This is a genomic window from Acinetobacter baumannii (assembly GCF_009759685.1).
In the GTDB taxonomy this organism is placed as follows: domain Bacteria; phylum Pseudomonadota; class Gammaproteobacteria; order Pseudomonadales; family Moraxellaceae; genus Acinetobacter; species Acinetobacter baumannii.
This window is the reverse complement of record NZ_CP046654.1, coordinates 1,753,865-1,773,444: the sequence shown is the minus strand read 5'-3', so window position 1 is coordinate 1,773,444 and position 19,580 is coordinate 1,753,865. Positions and strand designations below refer to the sequence as shown.

Here is a 19,580-nt window from a genome sequence, read left to right as displayed (position 1 = left end):
TTGCCTAATCTATTTCTCTTCACTTTGAGGTTACTGCTTTATGCCACGTACATTTCCCTGCCCACGCTGTGGTGAACCAAGTGTTTGGGAAGGTAATGAATTTCGCCCGTTTTGTTCTGAACGTTGCAAACTTATTGATTTAGGCGCTTGGGCAAACGATGAATATAGACTGCCTACCCAAGATGCTCCTCAGCAAGACAAGGGTAGTCAGCATGAAGATGATTATGAGGATTAACCCGCCTTACCTGCGACAAACGGGTTAAATTGTTTTTCATAGCCAATGGTACTCATTGGCCCATGTCCAGAAATAAACTGGGTTTCATCTGGTAAGCTAAAACACTCACGCTGAATTGATTCAATCAGTTGCTCATGATTACCACGTGGAAAATCTGTTCTTCCAATTGAGCCTTTAAACAGGACATCGCCAGTCCAGAGTAAACCATGATTCTTGTTATAGAACATGACGTGACCTGGTGTATGTCCTGGTGCAAAACGTACCTCAAACTCATCTTCACCCAGTTTTAGCACTTCACCGCCTTCAAGCCATTGATCGACTTTTACAGGCTGTGGGATTGGAAAACCATAACGTGCCGAAACTTCCTGAATCATATCTAGCCAGAACTGATCTTCTTTATGCGGACCAACAACAGGAACACTCCACTCTTTTGCGAGTTCACCTACAGCCCCAGCGTGATCTAAATGCCCATGAGTAAGCCATAACGCTTTTACTTTTAAACCTAAGGCTTCTACTTCTTTTTTCAAAACAGCAGCATCGCCGCCTGCATCAATCAAAACTGCTTCTTTTGTTTCACTGTCCCAAACTAAAGAACAATTTTGAGCAAAAGCAGTAACTGGAACAATTTTGACTTGCAGCATAAAAACCTCTGGCTAAAACGCAATTAACGGTGGGCTAAGGTATGGGTAAGGGCATCAAGATTAGCCTGAACTAAACCTGCAAGCAAATCAATATGCGCTTGATCACTGTTTAAAGCAGGGATGTAAGCATAGCTACCACCACCAGCTTGCTGAAATAACTCAGCATTTTGAATAGCGAGCTCTTCAAGCGTTTCTAAACAGTCAGCAGAAAAAGCTGGGCTTAAGACCTGAACAGACTTAACGCCCTGCTTCGCCCAATCTTGTAAAAGTTGATCAGTATAAGGTTTCACCCATTCTTGTTTGCCAAAACGTGATTGGAAACTAATTGCCCATTCATCATCTTTTAAATGCAAAGCTTCAGCGACTAACTTTGCTGTAATACGGCAACGGTCTGCATAAGGGTCGCCTTTGTCTGCATAAGGCTGTGGAATACCGTGAAATGACATCAACAGTTTTTCAGGTTTTCCATGTTGCTCTTGGTAAGCTAGAACACTTTCTGCCAACGCCTGAATAAACATTGGATGTTGATAATAATCTTTAATAATGGTCAGACCCGGCAAATTTCGCTGAGTAGGAATCCACTTAGCAAAAGCATCATATAATGGGGCAGTCGATGTCGCAGAATATTGAGGAAATAAAGGCAGTAAAATGACATGCTCTTGTGGATGAGCCGACAATTTTTCTAAAACTGCATCAATACCCGGATTACCATAAGTCATAGCGGGCAACACAGTTAAATCAAACTGTTTATTTTCACGCTCTAAATAAGCCTGCACACGTTGAGTTTGCTCAAATACAATTTCACGCATTGGTGAATCGGTAGACCATACCGAAGCATAGGCATGCGCTACTCTTTTTGGGCGAAAAGGCAAAACAAACAGATTTAAAATAATCCACCAAATGAATTTTGGAATTTCAATTACACGTGGATCAGATAAAAACTGTTTTAAAAAACGGCGCACCGCTGGGACAGTTGCCTCATCCGGTGTACCTAAATTCGCTAAAATGACAGTAACTTTCGGTTTTTGTTCAAACGACATGTGTAAATGCCTTTCAATTCATCTTATGACACTAATGTAACAGCTTTCATGGTCATATCTAAATTGAATCGCTCTAAGCTTTTAATCGAGTACTCCGATGATTCCATTTATAACTGAGCAAGAGCTTTTGGGCTTTGGTCGTTACTTTCCATAAACTATGTTGTTGATCAATCTTGGTTGGAACAATCCATCCTTGTGATTGCATTTGCTTTTTAATACGAAACAGGGCTTTATGATTAATTTGTGCACCTGCCACTGCATGGGCTCTAGGCAACTCTTGGCGAGCGTCTTCTAACCCGTCCTGATTTAAATACTCATTGAGGCAAGTCCCAAAGTTCTCTTCTGGCATGGCTGTCTCAAAATGTTTAGCCAAAATACTTAACAGTTGAGACCAAGTCATTTGTCTCTGGCGCTTAAGCTCTTTAAAGTTGCCATCTTGAAAAGCCTGAATTTGATATTCAAAAGCAAAAACATCTTGCGGTGCCACTTCATTTGCTTGAATTGATGATTCTGCTAGCTGTTGTTCTAGTTGTAAAACTTTACTTTTTAATCGATTAATTTCATCTTCCAAATGATGCGCTTGGCGTGCAGGCACCCAACCTTGTCCCATATATTGTTCAACCATTAAAGGCATATTTAAACGAACAGCAAGTTCTAAATCACGTGGGCTTTTAAAATAAAAAATATGATTCGCTTCATGTAATAACTTTTTTCGAAATGCCAGAAATTTCTCTTTAAGCTGCGGATGAGTCTCTTGTAAATGCTTATCACGACTTTCAGGTTGTTCATGCATAAAGACGACAATGGGCTTCGCGCGACTTAAGGCATATTCGTACTCTAAAGAAAAATAACTCGCCCCTGAAATTGATTGCTCCCCATACTGACTACCCAGCAGCAAAACAACATAATCCGACTCATCAATTTGCCGACGGGCAAGCGTCGTTGTTAGAGGATTTCTATATTCTAACCCCCAAGCAAAAAATCCCATATTGACTAAAGTTTGGGAAAGAACCATAAATTCAGGTTGCATCTCGCGACCTGAGGTTGAAATAAAAATCTGATAGCGTGTATCGAGCATAGCAATACCCTTATCGTCCCATAATCTTGATATGGCCTGAATCAGCCAAGATTATGAACCGCCCCAAATAAGAAAAATAAATATAAAAAAACGCTTTCTTCTGAATGCTTACAGTAGAGCTCAACTCAGATTGTGCAGCGTCCATGTCAATTCTTGTGGAATCATATTTTGTAAAACAGGTTGTAATGCATCTGCATTATTACCACTTACATAACATTCAATACGTGCAACATTCTGACGCGTTTGGTCACATAATAACTCATTTTTTATTAAAATACGGGCTGTTTGTCGGGCAACTGCCAAACCCGAATCAACCAGTGTGAATTGGTTATCAAAAAGATGATGAATAGCTTCATTTAAAAACGGATAGTGCGTACAACCAAGTACCAAATAGTCCGCGCCTTGCTCAACTGCAGGTTGTAAAACTTCTCTTAATGCATTTAAACAAACAGGGCTCATTTGCTGCCCTGCTTCTACACATGGGACAAGCTCTAAACTCGTTAGAGTCATCACTTTAACACCCGCCGGAACAGCAAACTTTTCGACAACATCTTTAATGAGTTGTCCACGAAAAGTAGCTGGTGTTGCCAGTACTGCAACTACTTTAGAACGAGTTTGTAATACGGCAGGTTTTAGTGCCGGTACCAAGCCAACAATCGGGAAATGTTCGCCATAATGTTCTCGTAAATGATCAAGGCTAAATGCGGAAGCAGTATTACAAGCTACGACCGCAATTTTACAGCCCTGACGATATAACCAGTCGACGGCACGAGCGGTCAGTTCCCTGATTTCTTCATCAGAGCGAGGACCATACGGAACATAGGCTGTATCTGCATAATATACAATACGTTCGTTTGGCAAATATTTGGCAATTTCTGCTGCAACCGACATACCTCCAATACCTGAATCAAAAATACCAATTGGGGCATCTGCTAATGCTTTAGGCATAGGTTCTAATTCAGTAAATAAAGGCTGTATGGCTGTCATGGCAGTACTAGAGAGTGTCGGAAAATTTCACTCTATAAAGCTTAAACCTCAAGTGCCTAATTGCAAGTGCAAATTACCACTTTTTAACTGCAAAATGGTTTCGCCTTTATCATTTTCGACCAGTGTTCCATAGTTCACGAGATGATAGAAAGCCTGACGTTGAATAAGCGCATTAATACCAAATCGAACATGGACATAAGGACGCAACTCCCCTGCATATTCCCGCATAAAAATCGGGTGTTCTGCATCAACTAAAATCACATCCTGATTGGTCGTCGTCAGTTGTAGAAAATCATCACCTGAAATTTCAATCTGATCTACCTGATTGACTAATAAAGGTTCATCTTCAACTTCGATTTCAATTTGTTCTACAGGGGTTTTCAGGTAGAATTTACCCTCTTCTTTCCATAGGACTTTGGTAAACAAATCCAATAGGGCTTGGCGCTTGATTAATTGACCTTCGTGCCACCATTCTCCATTGGCTTTCACCGTTAAATCCATTTTACCGCAATGCTTTGGATGCCATTGCTCTAAAGGTGGGATTGACCTTTTGTGACTTTGCTGTACACCTTTTAAGTATTGTGCAATGTTCATTAAGTTTTTATCATCAGATAACGGTATTTTTCCCATATCCGATGGGGAATTATTTTGATTTACCATAGTTTATGCCTTGCTGACGAAAAAATATGACGACTCAGCCAATTGGCTAGATCATGGTTTAAAACTATACTAGCCCAAACGATAAAAGGCACAATAGCATATTTGCGCCTATGGATTAAAACACTCACGGCAGCACCGGATGATCTGACATTACGGTTGCCACCTTTAAGTATTGAGGAGTCCTACATGGAACACATCGAACGTGAATCGATGGAGTTTGACGTTGTCATCGTAGGTGCAGGACCTGCAGGTCTATCTGCTGCGATTAAGATCCGTCAATTAGCGATTGAAAATAACTTACCCGATCTTTCAGTTTGTGTAGTTGAAAAAGGCTCTGAAGTAGGTGCGCATATCTTATCTGGTGCTGTACTTGAACCGCGTGCTATTAATGAACTTTTCCCGAACTGGAAAGAAGAAGGCGCGCCTCTTAACGTACCTGTAACTGAAGACAAAACATTCTTCTTGCTTTCAGAAACTACCTCTAAAGAAGCACCTCACTGGATGGTTCCTAAAACCATGCACAATGATGGTAACTATGTTATCTCGCTAGGTAACGTTGTTCGCTGGTTAGGTCAAAAAGCTGAAGAATTAGAAGTTTCTATCTTCCCTGGCTTTGCTGCATCTGAAGTGCTTTACCATGAAGATGGTACTGTAAAAGGTATTCAAACTGGTGACATGGGTATTGGTAAAGATGGCGAGCCTACACATAACTTTACTCCGGGTTATGAACTTCACGCCAAATACACTCTCTTTGCTGAAGGCTGCCGTGGCCACTTAGGTAAACGCCTAATTGCAAAATATAATCTTGATAAAGATGCAGATCCACAACATTACGGGATCGGGATTAAAGAACTTTGGGAAATTGACCCAGCAAAACATAAACCGGGTCTAGTGATGCACGGTGCTGGTTGGCCATTGTCTGAAACTGGTTCTTCTGGTGGTTGGTGGTTATACCACGCTGAAAACAATCAAGTGACTTTGGGTATGATTGTGGACTTGTCTTATGAAAATCCACACATGTACCCATTCATGGAAATGCAGCGCTGGAAAACTCACCCACTCATCAAACAGTATTTAGAAGGTGGTAAACGTATTTCTTACGGCGCACGTGCTGTAGTGAAAGGCGGTTTCAACTCTTTACCTAAATTGACTTTCCCAGGTGGTTGCTTAATTGGTGATGATGCAGGTTTCTTAAACTTTGCGAAAATCAAAGGTTCACACACTGCCATGAAATCAGGCATGTTATGTGGTGAAGCGGTATTTGAAGCAATTGCTGCCGGAGTTGAAAAAGGTGGTGATCTTGCGGTTGCCCGTGTAACCGAAGGCGAAGATTTATTCGTTAAAGAATTAACTTCTTACACAGACAAATTTAACAACAGCTGGTTAAAAGAAGAGCTTTATAACGCTCGTAACTTTGGCCCTGCAATGCATAAATTTGGTCAATGGATTGGTGGTGCATTTAACTTTATTGACCAAAACGTCTTTAAAGTACCATTCACTTTACATGACTTGAAACAAGACTTCGCTGTATTGAAAACTGTTGATGCAACGAGCTTCAAGCCAACTTATCCAAAACCAGATGGCAAACTGACATTTGACCGTTTATCTTCTGTGTTTATCTCAAACACTGTACACGAAGAAAACCAGCCAGCTCACTTGAAGCTTACTGATCCTTCAATTCCAGTGAACGTAAACTTACCGAAATGGGATGAGCCTGCACAGCGCTACTGCCCTGCTGGTGTTTACGAAATCATGGAAAATGATGACGGCTCTAAACGCTTCCAGATTAACGCAGCGAACTGTGTTCACTGTAAGACCTGTGATATTAAAGACCCATCTCAAAATATTACTTGGGTAACACCTGAGGGCGGCGGTGGTCCGAATTACCCTAACATGTAATTCCTTGCGCCGCTTTAGCTGCGGCTCATATCCTAAGATATAACAAAAAGCCCCGATTATTCGGGGCTTTTTATTCATTTACATATCGAACAACCTTACCCTTTCTGTACCAGATAACGGTATTCTTTATGGTTCTGCTCATCTAGAACTTCTTCTTTTAATAGGAGTTCATGTCCCAAATGCATACAAAACTTAGGGATATCCCAAGAAGTCGAAGGGTCAGTCGCCAACACTTCAACAACATCTCCTGATTTTGCTTTGCGAATCGCCTGATGCAACATCATGACAGGTTCCGGACAACGTAAACCACGCGTATTAAGTTGTACAGTAGGTGAAATAGGTTGTTCTGACATAACAAACTCGAACAAATAGAATTTTCACATTTTAGCATAAACCCATCACTGTCTTATGAACTGTAACTGGTGTTTACATAACAATATGTGTTTTGTCTTTTACTTTGTTTTATAGATGCATAAGGGCTTTTTCTTCGGTATGATCAGTGTATTCATTTGATACATTGAGTCTTTAGGAAAGATCATGCAAGAGGAACCGAGTCCGTCGTGGGGAATGCGAGGCTTACGAAAGTGGTTAGGTACAGCGCCAGAAACCCGAGATGAATTATTAAAACTAGTCCAAAATTCACGTCGTTTTTTAGAACCTGATACTGTTGCCATGCTTGAAGGTGTTCTTGACCTTCCTGCTACAAAAATTCGTGAAGTTATGACGCCACGAACAGCAATGATCAGTATGCAAGAAGATGATCAGTTACTTGATATTCTTCACGTATTGGTTGAGTCTGCTCACTCACGTTTTCCAGTTTTCTCAGCTGACCAGCCTGATAATGTTGTTGGTATTTTACTGGCAAAAGATTTACTACCATTTTTGACTGAACCAAATACTAAATTAGATATTGGCTCGCTTATGCGCCAGCCATTATTTGTGCCTGAAAGCGCACGTTCAGATCAAGTTCTTCGTATGCTCAAACATACCCAGACCCATATCGCGATTGTGATTGATGAATATGGATCAACAGCGGGACTGGTTACGCTTGAAGATATTCTTGAAGAGATCGTTGGTGAAATTGAAGACGAACATGATACTGCGGATGAAGATGCACAGTACATTGTTCCAGATAACGACCATACAATAGCGAATGCATGGATGGTGCAGGCACTTACACCAATTGAACACTTCAACACTGTTTTAGATGCTGATTTTTCTGACGATGAAGTAGAAACTGTCGGCGGTTTATTGCTTCAAGAAATTGGTCTAGTTAGTGATTTACAAGGTCAGACTGTTGAGCTTGGAAATTGGTTATTTACGATTGTTGAAGCAGATGCCCGCACTATTCATCTGATTCGAGCTGTACGTCAATGAGAGCATACTTTGAAAAGCTGTTAGATTCTTCGCAACAACAAAAACAGCTTCCTTTAATTTTTCCATTGCTCATTGCTTTATTTTCAGGTGCCATGTTCAGTTTTGCACTGGCACCTTATTATTGGTGGTGGCTGGCAATTTTGTCTCCTGCCCTACTCTATGCGACATTGCATAACCGCTCAGCCAAACAAGCATTTGCAATTGGCTGGAGTTATGGTTTTGGTTTATGGTTTGTAGGGGCTTTCTGGCTCTATACGTCGATCCATGTATATGGCGATACCAATGCTTTTCTAAGCGTATGTATGATTGCTGTTATGGCCCTTGTAATGGGCTTATTTACAGCATTTCAGACATGGGTTTATCGACGCTTCTTCCCTGAAACACCGCTAACTTTCGCCCCTCTCTGGATTGTTTTCGAATGGGCTAAAACTTGGGTATTTACTGGTTTCCCTTGGTTGTTTGTAGGTTATGCTTTTACTGAACGTTTACTCGATGGTTATGCGCCGCTATTTGGTATTTATGCAATTTCCTTTGTAGTCATTGTATTAGCATGTGCTTTAGTTGAAGTTCTACGTAAGCGTATTTTCTGGGTTATCCCTGCTGCCCTATTGGTTTTGGGTGCATGGGGAGCAACATATATTCAGTTTGTACAACCTAAAGCTACCAAACCGCTTAGCGTTTCGCTCATTCAAGGTAACATTCCACAAGATTTAAAATGGCTAACCGAATATCAAGTTAGAACATTAGAAATTTATGCTGGTTTGACTCAATCTGAATGGGGCCGTGACCTCATTGTATGGCCTGAATCATCAATTCCGCTCTTCCAAACCGACATTGAACCGTTTTTGGATGCAATGGATGCACAAGCGAAAAAGAACCATACTGCTTGGGTAACGGGCATTCCTTATTGGGATGTTGCGAAATCACATCAAGTTGGTAGCCCGCTGTATTACAACAGTATTATGGCTTCTGGCAGTGATTCAAGCGGACTCTATAAAAAGCAACGTCTTGTTCCATTTGGTGAATACATCCCTCTTTCAGGTTTACTCTCTTGGGTGTTACCAGCCATGCAAAATGATATCAGCATGAGCGGTTTTACACGTGGTGAGAGTGACCAGAAACCCCTCTTAATTAAAGGGCATGCACTTGCTGCTGCAATTTGTTATGAAGTGGCTTATCCGAACCTGACAAGACGTAATGCAGAAGACAGCGACTTCTTGGTTACTGTATCGAATGATGCTTGGTTTACGGGTACTGCTGGGCCTTGGCAACATTTACAAATGGTGCAGATGCGTGCGAAAGAAAATGGTCGCTGGTTTATTCGTGCAACTAACACAGGTGTAACAGCATTTATTGATCAAAATGGTCATATCACCGAACAAGCACCGATTGATAAAGAGTTTGTCTTGAGAGGCGATTTACCAGCCATGCAAGGTCAAACTCTCTATAACCGTCTAGGTGATTATCCAATTTTAGGATTTGCAGTATTACTGCTGGTTTTAGGTTGGATCTATCGTCCACGTAAAGTAGACGTGTCTTACAAATCACGTCGCTAAATTATAATAACTTTGTACCCAGAGGTACTTCAAACTCTGGGATACAAAGTGCTACGTCCCCATCTGCATTATGAAACCCCGTCACCAAACATTCCGATTGGATAGGACCAATTTGTTTCTTAGGGAAATTCACTACCGCAACAACTAATTTACCAATCAAATCCTGCGGTTGATAAAGTTTAGTAATCTGTGCACTCGATTTACGTACACCCAATTCTTCACCAAAATCTACATGCAAAATATAGGCAGGTTTTCGCGCCTTTTCAAAAACCTCAGCTTGAATAATTTTACCAACGCGCAGTTCTACTTTTAAAAAGTCATTCCACTCGATTTGTTCCATTTCATATTTCTCATCTTCTTAAATTGCTGATTTGAAGCATATAATATGTACAAATGAAGAAACACCCTGTTTTAAGTCCAGTTAAAAAAATAAAACGTAGATGTTGAGTCTACGTTTTATTTAAAAATTCGGTTTTAAAATAAGATTAAAAAGCAATCGATAATTGCAAAGATAAATAAGCAACTAAACTCGATAAAAAAACCATCGGCACATAACGATAAGCTTTAAAAAGCAATTGTTCGTATTTAGAAGCCATCTGTTTAGTTTGCCATACACTCGTTTTTAATGCGGTAAAGAAGCTCACCATTAACCAAGCGCTTACAATACTTAAGGCAAAGAAACCAATCATGATTTGGCTACTTCCCTCAGTACTCAACCATAGCTTTAATGAAACTTCAGCAATGGGTAATAATGCTAAAATCAATAGGACAGATTTAAGCATCGCCCAATGAAACTGATTCAGCTCATCAAGTACGAGAAATGCTTTCATTTAATCTCTCCCATTCATTGAATAAAGTGCTTTTTATTTATTATGCAAAGCTTTTATTTAAATATATAGCTTATTTTCTCTTATATTTTAACTTTCTTGTAACTATTAAATATGGGAATAATTCTTATTTTAAATCTCAAATTTAGATATTAACTTTTTTAATTTATTTTCAATGCATTATTATATTTTTTATGATTAAGAAAGATTATCAATTCGGATTATCGTTTTATCTTATTAACCGAATCGATAATCTCTCTTACATTTTAATTAAGGCTGATAATAAATATCGGCATCGTTACCTTCACCACCTTCTTTACCATCTGCGCCAAATGAATATAGATCAAAAGGATGGCCGTCTTTTCCAGGTACGACATATTGGATATCATTTTTCCAGCTATCTTTAGGATAACCACCTTTCACATAACCACCCGGCATCCAGTTTTTTGCTGTAGCAGGTTGATTAATAAGCGCATCTAAACCACCTTCTTGCATGGTTGGGAAATGCCCATTATCGAGCTTGTATTGATCTAAGGCACCCGCAACCCCTTTCAAGGTAATTTGAGTCGTATCAATTTTAGCTTTTTCACTACGGCCCATGACGTTCGGTACGATTAAAGCAGCCAACACGCCTAAGATTACAATCACGACCATAACTTCAATAAGGGTAAAGCCTGAGGCACGTTTCATTCGAGCACGGTTCGAACGTGTCGCAAGTCCGAAAGCACTTGAAGAGCAAACATCTGATATAGAGCTATGCTCGGAATGGCACGTTGGTTCAAACTGATTTGAAACCACAGATTCACTATGTTGTTTCATCGCTGTTTCGCTTTGAATATTTTTTACTTTCATCATTATCTCTAATATCAAAGTTATTAAATCATATTGTTCATATTTACGATTGGCAGCATAACCGCAATTACAATAACCAGTACGATGCTTGCCATTAAAACTAGCATTAGCGGTTCAAGTAATGCTAATAAGGTTGAAATAAATGTCGTCACCTCGCGGTCTTGCATGGTCGACGCACGTTCAAGCATACGGTCAAGCTCACCTGATGCCTCACCACTTCGAATCATTTGTACCATCATTGGTGGGAAATAACCACTGCGCTCCAGTTGCGTACCGAGGTTACCGCCTTCGGTAACACGTTCAGCCGCTTGGGAAATTGAATCACGGATGACCCAGTTATTGGTCACAGCAGCACCAATCTTTAAGGCATCTACCAATGGCACGCCTGAACGAGTCAAAATAGATAAAGTACTGGCAAAGCGCGCAGCATTAATACCACGTGATAGTTTACCGAATAATGGCAATTTGAGTGTTAATCGATCAAAAGCATAATGTCCCGCAGTAGTTTTTAAAAAACGGACAAAAGCTACCACCCCTACAATTGCAAAAAGAATAATAAATACCCATGCATGACGGATAAAATCACTCGCTTTCATTAAAGCAACTGTAATCCATGGTAAGGCATCTTTGCTTTGATCGAAGGTTTTTACAATCTCTGGGACCACATAAGTCATTAATCCCATCACAATACCGAAAGACATCAGCATTAAAATGATTGGGTAAATCATGGCACCTTGAACTTTCTTTTGCATGGCAAAACGGTTCTCGGTGTAGTCTGATAGCTGATCTAAAATGAGATCTAAATGCCCCGAACGCTCACCTGCAGCAACCGTTGCAATATAAAGATCAGGAAAACGCCCGGACTGTTGCATACCTTGTGCGAGTGAATGCCCTTCTAATACTTTTGAACGAACTGAGAGTAAAAGATTTTGCACATGCGCTTTTTCACTTTGTCTGCTCACGGCGCGGAGAGCTTCTTCTAAAGGAATTGCAGCAGCAACCAAAACCGAAAGCTGTCTGGTCATGAGCGCCAAATCGTAAGCACTAAACTTTTTTTGGAATAATCCGTGGCTTTGATGCTTATCTTTTTGTTCAACCGGGTCAACGCTAATCGGAGTCCATGCTTTATCGCGTAATTGTTGGCGAATCTGACGTGCCGAGTCTCCTTCAAGCACCCCCTTTTGCTGCTTCCCTGAAGCATCAATAGCAGTAAATTGATATGCAGGCATGGTAATGTTCTAATTTTCCAAAAATAATAGTCGCTGCTGTTGCATCTATGCTACGCAATCATTCATATTCATTCTATAGCCTGTGTAGAATACCCAAGTCCTCTTCACGACGCTATGCCGTTTTTTAAAATTGACGAAATGAGCCTCTATGACCATAACGCCAAAGCCTGATTCAGTTGTTTATCGTGTGCGTGTTGCCGTACCTGTGCATCTGTACGACACTTTTGACTATACACTCACCAAAGCACAATATGAACGGGCTCAAGTAGGTTCACGCGTCGCAATTTCATTTGGACGGCAAAACCTGATTGGTATCATTACTGAAAAAGTTGACCCACAAGAAACATTTACAGGTAACTTTCAGCTTAAGGCCATTTCTGAACTTTTAGATGATGAGCCTATTTTAGATGAACAAGTTTTAAATTTATTGACATGGTCAGCACAATATTACCAATTTCCGATTGGCGAGGTGATGCAGACTGCTTTACCTGCGTTATTGCGTCAGGGCAAACCCATGGATGTTTTATTTCATCTATGGAAAATCATTCCATGTGACAATGCCGAAGCTTTATTAAAACGCTCAATCAAACAGCAAGATGCTTATCAAATTTTAAAATTACATCCTGCCGGAACCACTGAAAATATTCTCAATTTAAGTGGTGTAGAAACTGCAACACTTAAAGCACTACAAAAGAAAGGTCTCGTAGACTGTACGCTTGAGCCTCATGACTTTAGTCCATCCCCTGTGCAATTGGCGCAAATGCCACTCACGCTCAATGAAGACCAAAAGAAGGCCACTCAGCACGTCCTTAATGCACAGCATCAATATCAAGCGTTTTTGTTGGATGGTTTAACCGGAAGTGGTAAAACTGAAGTTTATTTGCACATCATGCATGAAGTGCTAAAGCAAGGTAAGCAAGTACTGGTATTAGTTCCTGAAATTGGTTTAACCCCTCAAACTATTTCGCGCTTTAAGTCTCGTTTTAACTGCGACATTGCTTTATTACATTCGGGGTTAAATGACTCTAAACGCCTACAAGCCTGGCAACAAGCACAGACTGGAAAGGCCTCTATTATTTTAGGAACACGTTCAGCCATTTATACCCCGCTGCCACGTTTGGGCCTGATCATTTTAGATGAAGAACACGACCTGTCTTATAAACAACAAGAAGGTTTCCGTTACCATGCTCGTGATGTCGCGCTTTATCGAGGACATTTACAAGGCTGTCCTGTTCTTTTAGGTTCGGCAACCCCAAGCATTGACAGTTATCACTTAGTCGAAACTGGCAAGTTAACTGCGCTTCAGCTGAACCAACGTGCAGGCCATGCGCTTTTACCAAAAATGCATTTGATTGATCTTAAAATTGTCAAAAAACAGCATGGTATTAGTCAGCCTTTAATCGAACAGATTAAAAATACCCTGGCAAGAAAAGAACAGGTTTTAATTTTCTTAAACCGACGTGGTTATGCACCTGTTCTGGTCTGTGAAAGTTGTGGTTGGCAAGCGAATTGTCCTCATTGTGATGCACATTTTACGTTGCACACTCAGCCTTATTCTTACTTACATTGCCACCACTGTGGCACCGTTCATCGCCTGCCAGACCACTGCCCTGAATGTCAGCAAAAGAGCCTCAAAACTTTAGGTGCTGGCACAGCCAAGGTTGAAGAGCATTTACAAGAATTATTCCCAGATCATGATGTGATTCGGGTCGATCGTGACAGCACCAGCCGAGTCGGTAGCTGGCAAAAAATTTATGATCGCATTCAACAAAATAAACCTTCGATTTTGCTCGGTACGCAAATGTTGGCAAAAGGTCACCATTTTCCGCATGTGACTCTGGTTGCTATTTTAGACATCGATGCAGGTTTATTGAGTGTCGATATTCGGGCGCCAGAACGTACTGCTCAATTGATTGTACAAGTGGCTGGTCGTGCAGGTCGTGGAGAACACAAAGGTCATGTTTATTTACAAACATTAAGGCCAGATCATCCTTTACTCACCACACTCATCGAAAAAGATTATCGGGCAGTCGCGAAACAAACATTGGCTGAGCGTAAAGTTGCATTACTGCCGCCTTATCGCTATGCCGTACTTATACGCGCTGAATCGAAAGATCGCGACTATACCTTGCATTTTTTAAATGAAGCTGCCGAGCAACTTCGCCAAATAGCAGGTGATATTGTTGATATCTGGGGACCAATTCCAGCGCCAATGGAACGTAAAGCAGGACGTTACCGCGCACATATGGTGATTTTGTCTGCTGACCGCGCTCGTCTGCATTTTTACTTAAGACAATGGTGGGCTCAGTTGGTCCATGCACCAAGACAGCATCAACTCAGACTCTCAATTGATGTTGACCCGCAAGAATTTAGTTAGACGATTTGAATATCATGGTGTGAAGAACACTTTTTCCCTTTACACTTAAAAAAGATCAATACATTCGGGGCAATGAATGTCATTCCTACTGCAAGCAACTATTTTTCTTGGAGCATCTCTGATTTTAGTCCCTTTGGGCAAACGCCTAGGGATTGCAACAGTTTTAGGTTATTTATTTACGGGCATACTTCTTGGCCCGAGTGTGTTAAATATTGCCCATGACCCTGAGGCCATTATGGAGTTGGCTGAATTTGGGGTCATTTTACTTATGTTCCTGATTGGTCTAGAGCTCCGCCCGCAACGTTTGTGGGAAATGCGTGACTCCATATTTGTGATGGGAAGTTTACAAGTCGTGATTACGGGCATAATTCTCATGCTCACCGTATTACTGCTATTTCAACAACACCTCGCTGCCAGCTTTGTGATTGGTTTTGCGCTTGCGCTGTCTTCTACGGCCTTTGTATTACAGCTTCTGACTGAGAAACAACAACTCAATACCACCTATGGTCAGCAATCTTTTTCAATCTTGCTTTTCCAAGACATTGCAGCAATTCCATTACTTGCGGTGATTCCTCTTCTGGCAGGAACCGAATCTACCCATCATGGTATTGCTTATTTTGCAGCCATTATCGCGACGTTTACTGGTTTGTTCCTATTTAGCCGTTATGTCATGCGCCCATTTTTCCGTTTTGTCGCCAAGAGTGGTGCGACTGAACTGATTACGGCTGTAGGGTTATTTATTATTCTTGCCGTTGTGTTACTGATGGACACTTTAGGCATTAGTACAACATTAGGTGCTTTCCTCACTGGCGTACTTTTGGCCGACTCAGAATTCCGTCATGAGCTTGAAGCGAGTATTGCCCCGTTTAAAGGGCTATTACTTGGCTTATTCTTTATGACCGTAGGCATGACGACACAATTGTCGTTACTGATTGAAATGCCTTGGCTCATTATTGGTGGAGCAATCGGCCTACTCGTCATCAAAACCCTCGTTTTAACTGCCATTGCCCGCTATAAAAAGTATAGTTGGAACAATAGTTTGTTACTCGGGACTTGCTTGGCTCAAGGCGGTGAATTCGCTTTTGTAATTTTGAGCCTAGCAAAAAGTGAAAAGATTTTAACGGATGCCTTATTAGAGCCTGTCACGTTGATTGTGACCTTATCAATGGTCCTTACCCCAGTGATTTACTGGATCATGGCCTGTAAGATCATTCCCCTTTTTCATAAAGAATTGCCACCTGAATATGATGAGATTCCTCAGCAAGATAATCCAATTATCATTGCCGGTTTTGGGCGCTTTGGACAAATTATTGCGCGTATTGCCCGCTTACAGCATTTAGGCTTTACTGCCATCGATAACAATCTTCATCAAGTGGACTTTGTTCGACGTTACGGCGGTAAGCTCTATTATGGTGATGTCACTCAGCCTGACTTACTCCGCTCAGCAGGGATTGAAAAAGCGAAAGTATTTATTTTGGCAATTGATGATGTCGAAGATTCTATGAATGTCGCACGTCATCTTAGATTGAACTATCCAAACCTAAAATTACTGGCTCGTGCTCGTGACCGCCACCATGTGCACCTGTTAAGAGACTTAGGTGTTGAACATATTTGGCGTGAAACCTATTTATCATCATTAGGTATGGCTTATCGTGCTTTACGCGAACTCGGTATTTCCGATGAACAAGCTTATAACAATATCGAAATCTTTCGGGATTATGATGAGAAATTACTCATACAGCAGCAAAGCATTTATACCGATGAACAAAAGGTTTTTGAAACCCATCGTAATGCTCTGGCAGAACTTGAACACCTATTTGAAAGCGATGCTCAACAAGCCACATCGAAGCACGACGTTAACTTAAAGCGTCATTTACAACCAAATCGTATCGACATTACACGAGATCACGAAGAATAACTTGAGATTTCGCAAAATGGCTATATTAAGGACTTATTCACATTGCCTAAATGATTGCGACAATCGGTACAAGAGTTGCCGTTGTCCTGCTTGCAGCTTCGCTGCATTCCCTAAGCCTGATTAAACCGAAATTGTTATAATCTGCTTAGGGCCCTGGAGAATATTATGTCTGATTTACGCCAACGCTTTTATATAGAGGACTTTCCTGTTCGCGGTGAAGTGGTTCATCTAGAAGAAGCATTAAAAACTATTTTAGCTCAACGCGACTACATGCCTGCGGTTCAAATTCTATTAGGCGAGATGTTGAGCGCTACAGCATTACTTGCGAGTACTTTAAAAATCAAAGGTCGTATCAGCTTGCAAATCCAGGCTAACGGCTCTTTCAAATGGGCTATGGCAGAATGTAACCATTTAGGTGAAGTTCGTGCTTTAGCAGACTACGAAACAGATCCACGTTTTGGTGAAGCAACAGATAGCAGCACTGTTTTAGCGGCTTTGGTTAACCCTGTTTTATTTATTAATATCGAACCTGAGCATGGTGAGCGTTATCAAGGGATTGTACCTCTTGATCAAGCAAATTTAGCAGGCTGTTTAATGCAGTACTATGACTTGTCTGCACAAATTCCAACCCGAATTGTACTGGCAAGCACCGCACAGCGCTCAGGTGGTTTGCTCATTCAGTTATTACCTCGTCATGATGAGGAAGAGCAAAAACTGGTTGATGAAGATTTATGGCCACGTTTAACCATGCTAACTGAAACGCTTAAGTCAGAAGAACTGACAGAGCTTTCAGCAAATGAGATTTTGTATCGTCTTTATAACGAAGAAGAAGTACGTTTACCAGAAGTTGAACACTTAAAATTTGGTTGTACTTGTTCTAAAGAACGCTGTGCCAAAGCCCTCATTCAAATTGGTGTTGATGCTGTTCATGAAACATTGGAAGCACAAAACCCGATTCAAATGGATTGCCAGTTCTGTAACACCCGTTATGAGTTCACTGCTGAAGAGGCACTGGGTCTGTTTGGTGAACATTTGAGTTAATTACTTACTTTATAAAAAGGCGGGCAATCCGCCTTTTTATTTATCTATAATTTTTTGATGATAATTTTCAGCATGTTATTTTAAATCAGTTAATATGAGCTTACTTGATAACCCAATAAATAAGATGCTTATATCTCATGAATTATTTTGATTATTTTCTCTTTATTTTTAGTGTCATTATTATGATTGCGACCCCTGGCCCTGTCATGATTTTAGTGGCAAGTGCCGGACTTAAAGGTGGTTATAAAAAAGCACTGGAAACCATTTTTGGTACAAACCTTGCCTCTCTCGTTTTAATTTTTATTTCAGTACTCGTACTTAAAGGCGTATTGGGTATTAATGAAAACTATTTAAATATTATTCGTGTTTTAGGCTGCCTATATATTGGTTATTTGGGTTTTAGTATTCTCAAAGAAGTCATTCAAGCTCCTCATCCTGAAGCAATTCAAACCGTTTCTGCTCAAAATGGTGGTTTTAAAAAAGGCTTTTTAGTGGGTATTTCAAACCCTAAAGATATTATTTTCTTTTCAGCTTTCTTTCCGCAATTTGTTTCTATTTCACCTCATCTAGATTTAAGTTTAACTATTCTTACGCTGACATGGATAGTTTTAGACTTTTTAACGCTATCTTTAGTCTATATATTTTTCCGCCGCCTCTCGAACAGCCATTTATACCCGAAGATCCTCGGTTTATGCGGTCTATTACTGTTAGTTATTGCCGTTTACGGTTTATATCAGACATTCACTTAAACAATGAGAGGCATAGCTCTCACCTCTCTATGTCTCTTTTATTTTGCTCACCCTATTTCGCACGAGAACAACTCTTATACAATCTAGCTCATTGAAAGCTTTAAAAATCGTTTCATAATGAAATAAACAACACCATCGTGATAAAACATTATGGCCAAAAATTATTATGAAGAATTAGGGGTTAAACGAGAAGCCTCAGCTGATGAAATTAAAAAAGCGTATCGGAAATTAGCTCGTAAATATCATCCCGACATCAGCAAAGAAAAAGATGCAGAAGAAAAGATGCAGGCAATTAATGTTGCCTACGATACCCTAAGCAACCCTGAGAAAAAAGCTGAATACGACCAAATGTTAGACCATCCACAAGGTTTTAATGGTTTTGGTCAAGGGGCAGCTCAAGGTGGTTTCGATGGTGCCAGATTTTATCGTCAAGGTTTTACAGGCGGTGAGCAAGCAGACTTTAGTGGCTTTGAAGACTTATTTGGACGCTTTGGTACAGGCTTTGGCGGTGGACAACAGCAATATCAAAGACAACAACGTAGTTATCGAGGTGAAGACCAGCATGCCAGCATAGAGGTCGATCTTGATATTGCTTACCATGGATCAACACAACATATCACACTGCAAATTCCAACCATCAATGCTTATGGTGAACCAGAGGTACAACGAAAAACCTTACAGGTAAAAATACCTAAAGGCATGAAAGAAGGTCAGCAAATTCGCCTAAGTGGACAAGGACAAAGTGGTATTAATGGTGGTGCCAATGGCGATCTTTATATCGAGATTCAATATAAAGATACAGATCGTGTGCATGTCGAAGGCAGTGATGTATATTTGACTGTAGATGTAGCACCATGGGAAGCCGCATTAGGGCAAGGCATTGAAGTAAAAACACCTGCGGGACCTTTACACGTCAATTTACCTAAAAATGCAAAACAAGGACAACAGCTACGTTTAAAAGACAAAGGGATACCAAATAAAACGCCAGGCCATCTTTATTTAATTTTAAATATTGTATTCCCACCGGCGCATTCTGAAAAAGAAAAAGAAGCCTATCAGCAATTGGCAGAAGCCTTTGCTTCATTCGAACCTCGTTCATCTCATTAGGGAGCAA

At 40.6% G+C, this 19,580-nt stretch carries 19 protein-coding genes; 9 read left to right on the top strand and 10 right to left on the bottom strand.

Annotated features, from left to right (window positions below):
* Positions 1 to 40 precede the first annotated feature (40 nt).
* Positions 41 to 235, top strand: a complete 195-nt coding sequence (locus GO593_RS08415; RefSeq protein WP_001138289.1) for a DNA gyrase inhibitor YacG — start codon at positions 41 to 43, stop codon at positions 233 to 235.
* Here GO593_RS08415 and GO593_RS08410 read toward each other — a convergent pair.
* The 5 genes from GO593_RS08410 to GO593_RS08390 all read right to left on the bottom strand — a co-directional run bounded on the left by GO593_RS08410 (position 232) and on the right by GO593_RS08390 (position 4,641).
* A complete protein-coding gene (locus GO593_RS08410; RefSeq protein WP_000942275.1) occupies positions 232 to 876 on the bottom strand; it encodes an MBL fold metallo-hydrolase in 645 nt (214 codons plus the stop codon). The two genes, GO593_RS08415 and GO593_RS08410, sit on opposite strands and share 4 nt — an antisense overlap.
* 23 nt (positions 877 to 899) lie before the next feature.
* Complete coding sequence (gene hemH, locus GO593_RS08405) at positions 900 to 1,916, bottom strand: ferrochelatase (RefSeq protein WP_000007335.1); 1,017 nt, start codon at positions 1,914 to 1,916, stop codon at positions 900 to 902.
* Positions 1,917 to 1,989: 73 nt separating this feature from the next.
* A complete protein-coding gene (locus tag GO593_RS08400) occupies positions 1,990 to 2,994 on the bottom strand; it encodes a DUF4062 domain-containing protein (RefSeq protein WP_000887653.1) in 1,005 nt (334 codons plus the stop codon).
* A gap of 120 nt (positions 2,995 to 3,114) precedes the next feature.
* Positions 3,115 to 3,981: a glutamate racemase gene (gene murI / locus GO593_RS08395; protein WP_000125347.1), complete on the bottom strand. Its 867-nt coding sequence runs from the start codon at positions 3,979 to 3,981 to the stop codon at positions 3,115 to 3,117.
* Positions 3,982 to 4,029: 48 nt separating this feature from the next.
* Positions 4,030 to 4,641, bottom strand: a complete 612-nt coding sequence (locus GO593_RS08390; protein ID WP_000248027.1) for a DUF1285 domain-containing protein — start codon at positions 4,639 to 4,641, stop codon at positions 4,030 to 4,032.
* Between the two features lie 186 nt (positions 4,642 to 4,827).
* On the opposite strand from GO593_RS08390, the gene GO593_RS08385 reads away from it, so the two are divergent.
* The gene (locus GO593_RS08385; protein WP_000400008.1) at positions 4,828 to 6,540 is read left to right on the top strand and encodes an electron transfer flavoprotein-ubiquinone oxidoreductase; all 1,713 of its coding nucleotides are present in this window, start codon (positions 4,828 to 4,830) and stop codon (positions 6,538 to 6,540) included.
* A 95-nt stretch (positions 6,541 to 6,635) separates the two neighbouring features.
* On the opposite strand, the gene tusA is transcribed toward GO593_RS08385, so the two are convergent.
* Positions 6,636 to 6,893, bottom strand: coding sequence for a sulfurtransferase TusA (gene tusA, locus GO593_RS08380; RefSeq protein ID WP_000003406.1), 258 nt, complete (start codon positions 6,891 to 6,893; stop codon positions 6,636 to 6,638).
* 184 nt (positions 6,894 to 7,077) lie between these two features.
* Here tusA and GO593_RS08375 point away from each other — a divergent pair, with 184 nt between their 5' ends.
* The gene (locus GO593_RS08375; protein WP_001154809.1) at positions 7,078 to 7,917 is read left to right on the top strand and encodes an HlyC/CorC family transporter; all 840 of its coding nucleotides are present in this window, start codon (positions 7,078 to 7,080) and stop codon (positions 7,915 to 7,917) included.
* A complete protein-coding gene (gene lnt / locus GO593_RS08370; protein WP_001203085.1) occupies positions 7,914 to 9,473 on the top strand; it encodes an apolipoprotein N-acyltransferase in 1,560 nt (519 codons plus the stop codon). Before GO593_RS08375 ends, lnt begins: the two co-directional genes overlap by 4 nt.
* Before the next feature lies 1 nt (position 9,474).
* Here the strand turns inward: lnt and GO593_RS08365 are convergent, their stop codons facing one another.
* The 4 genes from GO593_RS08365 to gspF form a co-directional block, all read right to left on the bottom strand.
* The gene (locus GO593_RS08365) at positions 9,475 to 9,813 is read right to left on the bottom strand and encodes a tRNA-binding protein (RefSeq protein ID WP_000434938.1); all 339 of its coding nucleotides are present in this window, start codon (positions 9,811 to 9,813) and stop codon (positions 9,475 to 9,477) included.
* A 145-nt stretch (positions 9,814 to 9,958) separates the two neighbouring features.
* A complete protein-coding gene (locus tag GO593_RS08360; RefSeq protein ID WP_000643174.1) occupies positions 9,959 to 10,303 on the bottom strand; it encodes a hypothetical protein in 345 nt (114 codons plus the stop codon).
* Between the two features lie 267 nt (positions 10,304 to 10,570).
* Positions 10,571 to 11,152 carry a type II secretion system major pseudopilin GspG gene (gspG, locus tag GO593_RS08355; RefSeq protein ID WP_000865306.1) on the bottom strand — a complete coding sequence of 194 codons (582 nt, stop codon included), beginning with the start codon at positions 11,150 to 11,152 and terminating at the stop codon, positions 10,571 to 10,573.
* A gap of 23 nt (positions 11,153 to 11,175) precedes the next feature.
* Positions 11,176 to 12,381: a type II secretion system inner membrane protein GspF gene (gene gspF, locus GO593_RS08350; RefSeq protein WP_001112089.1), complete on the bottom strand. Its 1,206-nt coding sequence runs from the start codon at positions 12,379 to 12,381 to the stop codon at positions 11,176 to 11,178.
* 148 nt (positions 12,382 to 12,529) lie between these two features.
* Here gspF and GO593_RS08345 point away from each other — a divergent pair, with 148 nt between their 5' ends.
* The 5 genes from GO593_RS08345 to GO593_RS08325 all read left to right on the top strand — a co-directional run bounded on the left by GO593_RS08345 (position 12,530) and on the right by GO593_RS08325 (position 19,573).
* Complete coding sequence (locus GO593_RS08345) at positions 12,530 to 14,758, top strand: primosomal protein N' (RefSeq protein WP_000156661.1); 2,229 nt, start codon at positions 12,530 to 12,532, stop codon at positions 14,756 to 14,758.
* Between the two features lie 76 nt (positions 14,759 to 14,834).
* Positions 14,835 to 16,676, top strand: a complete 1,842-nt coding sequence (locus tag GO593_RS08340) for a monovalent cation:proton antiporter-2 (CPA2) family protein (RefSeq protein ID WP_000008979.1) — start codon at positions 14,835 to 14,837, stop codon at positions 16,674 to 16,676.
* Between the two features lie 165 nt (positions 16,677 to 16,841).
* Positions 16,842 to 17,717, top strand: coding sequence for an Hsp33 family molecular chaperone HslO (gene hslO, locus GO593_RS08335; protein ID WP_001281765.1), 876 nt, complete (start codon positions 16,842 to 16,844; stop codon positions 17,715 to 17,717).
* Positions 17,718 to 17,854: 137 nt separating this feature from the next.
* Positions 17,855 to 18,466 (top strand): LysE family translocator, encoded by a 612-nt coding sequence (locus tag GO593_RS08330; protein ID WP_001105726.1) that lies wholly within the window; start codon positions 17,855 to 17,857, stop codon positions 18,464 to 18,466.
* Between the two features lie 150 nt (positions 18,467 to 18,616).
* Positions 18,617 to 19,573 carry a DnaJ C-terminal domain-containing protein gene (locus GO593_RS08325; RefSeq protein ID WP_001107918.1) on the top strand — a complete coding sequence of 319 codons (957 nt, stop codon included), beginning with the start codon at positions 18,617 to 18,619 and terminating at the stop codon, positions 19,571 to 19,573.
* Positions 19,574 to 19,580: the final 7 nt, after the last annotated feature.

What these genes read in the sequence shown, in the direction of transcription:
- tusA (WP_000003406.1), bottom strand. Translation starts at nt 6,893, where the DNA reads ATGTCAGAACAACCTATTTCACCTACTGTACAACTTAATACGCGTGGT.
- GO593_RS08360 (WP_000643174.1), bottom strand. Translation starts at nt 10,303, where the DNA reads ATGAAAGCATTTCTCGTACTTGATGAGCTGAATCAGTTTCATTGGGCG.
- GO593_RS08390 (WP_000248027.1), bottom strand. Translation starts at nt 4,641, where the DNA reads ATGGTAAATCAAAATAATTCCCCATCGGATATGGGAAAAATACCGTTA.
- gspG (WP_000865306.1), bottom strand. Translation starts at nt 11,152, where the DNA reads ATGAAAGTAAAAAATATTCAAAGCGAAACAGCGATGAAACAACATAGT.
- GO593_RS08375 (WP_001154809.1), top strand. Translation starts at nt 7,078, where the DNA reads ATGCAAGAGGAACCGAGTCCGTCGTGGGGAATGCGAGGCTTACGAAAG.
- GO593_RS08345 (WP_000156661.1), top strand. Translation starts at nt 12,530, where the DNA reads ATGACCATAACGCCAAAGCCTGATTCAGTTGTTTATCGTGTGCGTGTT.
- GO593_RS08330 (WP_001105726.1), top strand. Translation starts at nt 17,855, where the DNA reads ATGAATTATTTTGATTATTTTCTCTTTATTTTTAGTGTCATTATTATG.
- GO593_RS08415 (WP_001138289.1), top strand. Translation starts at nt 41, where the DNA reads ATGCCACGTACATTTCCCTGCCCACGCTGTGGTGAACCAAGTGTTTGG.
- GO593_RS08400 (WP_000887653.1), bottom strand. Translation starts at nt 2,994, where the DNA reads ATGCTCGATACACGCTATCAGATTTTTATTTCAACCTCAGGTCGCGAG.
- GO593_RS08340 (WP_000008979.1), top strand. Translation starts at nt 14,835, where the DNA reads ATGTCATTCCTACTGCAAGCAACTATTTTTCTTGGAGCATCTCTGATT.
- lnt (WP_001203085.1), top strand. Translation starts at nt 7,914, where the DNA reads ATGAGAGCATACTTTGAAAAGCTGTTAGATTCTTCGCAACAACAAAAA.
- GO593_RS08365 (WP_000434938.1), bottom strand. Translation starts at nt 9,813, where the DNA reads ATGGAACAAATCGAGTGGAATGACTTTTTAAAAGTAGAACTGCGCGTT.
- gspF (WP_001112089.1), bottom strand. Translation starts at nt 12,381, where the DNA reads ATGCCTGCATATCAATTTACTGCTATTGATGCTTCAGGGAAGCAGCAA.
- hslO (WP_001281765.1), top strand. Translation starts at nt 16,842, where the DNA reads ATGTCTGATTTACGCCAACGCTTTTATATAGAGGACTTTCCTGTTCGC.
- GO593_RS08385 (WP_000400008.1), top strand. Translation starts at nt 4,828, where the DNA reads ATGGAACACATCGAACGTGAATCGATGGAGTTTGACGTTGTCATCGTA.
- GO593_RS08325 (WP_001107918.1), top strand. Translation starts at nt 18,617, where the DNA reads ATGGCCAAAAATTATTATGAAGAATTAGGGGTTAAACGAGAAGCCTCA.
- hemH (WP_000007335.1), bottom strand. Translation starts at nt 1,916, where the DNA reads ATGTCGTTTGAACAAAAACCGAAAGTTACTGTCATTTTAGCGAATTTA.
- GO593_RS08410 (WP_000942275.1), bottom strand. Translation starts at nt 876, where the DNA reads ATGCTGCAAGTCAAAATTGTTCCAGTTACTGCTTTTGCTCAAAATTGT.
- murI (WP_000125347.1), bottom strand. Translation starts at nt 3,981, where the DNA reads ATGACAGCCATACAGCCTTTATTTACTGAATTAGAACCTATGCCTAAA.